The organism is Protofrankia sp. Cr1 (assembly GCF_963555865.1).
In the GTDB taxonomy this organism is placed as follows: domain Bacteria; phylum Actinomycetota; class Actinomycetes; order Frankiales; family Frankiaceae; genus Protofrankia.
The window spans coordinates 1-1,356 of record NZ_CAUVXO010000303.1; the positions used below are offsets into that span (position 1 = coordinate 1).

Annotated in this window: 1 protein-coding gene; it reads right to left on the reverse strand. The window is 65.0% G+C overall.

The annotated features are described in order from the left end of the window. Positions 1–1,319, reverse strand: a 1,319-nt coding sequence (locus tag U9980_RS19675) for an NADH-quinone oxidoreductase subunit D (protein WP_322769266.1), incomplete at its 3' end; no start/stop codon positions are given. Positions 1,320–1,356 lie beyond the last annotated feature (37 nt).

The following is a 1,356-nucleotide window of genomic DNA, read 5'->3' on the forward strand; positions in this document are numbered from 1 at the left end:
CGGTAGGGCCTGGTGCCGCCGCCGCTGACGACGTGATAGCCCAGCTCGCCGCGGGGTGACTCCACAGCCGTGTACACCTGCCCGGCCGGGACCCGGAAGCCCTCGGTGACCAGCTTGAAGTGGTGGATCAGAGCTTCCATCGAGGTACCCATGATCGTTCGGATGTGATCGAGCGAGTTACCCATCCCGTCGGTGCCGATGGACAGCTGCGCCGGCCAGGCGATCTTCTTGTCTGCGATCATCACCGGACCGGGACGCAGCCGACCCAGGCACTGTTCGATGATCTTCATCGATTCGCCCATCTCCTCCAGCCGCACGAGGTAGCGGGCGTAGGAGTCGGCCTCCAACAGAATGGGGACGTCGAAGTCGTACGTCTCGTAACCGCAGTACGGCATGGTCTTGCGCAGGTCCCAGGCCAGACCGGCCGCACGCAGCACCGGTCCGGTCACGCCGAGCGCGATACAGCTGGCCGCATCGATGTAGTTGACATCGACCATGCGGCCCTTCCAGATCGGCTGCCCGGACAGCAGCGCGTGGTATTCCTTGATCCGTTTCGGCATGTCGTCGAGGAAGACACGGATATCGCGCTCAACCCCGTCGGGAAGGTCCTGGGCCAGTCCGCCGGGTCGGATGTAGGCGTGGTTCATCCGCAGACCGGTTATCGTCTCCAGGAGATCCAGGATCTTCTCGCGCTCCCGGAACCCGAAAATCATCCCCGTGGTGGCGCCGATCTCCATCGCTCCGGTGGCGAGCCACACCAGGTGGGAGGCGATCCGCTGGAGTTCCATCACCAGCACCCGGATGACGGTCGCCCGCTCGGGGACCTCCTCGGTGACACCGAGCAGCTTCTCCACCGCCAGGCAGTAGGCCGTCTCGTTGTACAGCGGCGAGAGGTAGTCGGCCCGGGTGAGGAAGGTGACCGCCTGCGTCCAGGTGCGGAACTCGCAGCTCTTCTCGATCCCGGTATGCAGGTAACCGATCACGACCCGGGTCTGGACGACCGTCTCGCCCTCGATCTCCAGGACAAGGCGCAGCACCCCGTGAGTGGATGGATGCTGCGGACCCATGTTGACGGTGAGCCGCTCGGTGTAGTCCTCACCGCCGCCGAGCACCTGCTCCCAGTCACCGCCAGTGACCGTGTATATCCGCCCGTCTGCCGATTCGGTGAAGCCGGCCTCATAGGCGGCCGCGGACGCATCAGCCGCGGGCACATCGGCAGGAACGTCAGCGGGAACATCGTCGACCGGCGGTCCCGCGAACGGGCTGGACCTGCTGGACCTGCTGGACGTGCTGGACGTCTCGGAGGCGTGGGTGGTCATAACGAACCTCGTTGGTAAGAACGACACAGACTGGGAC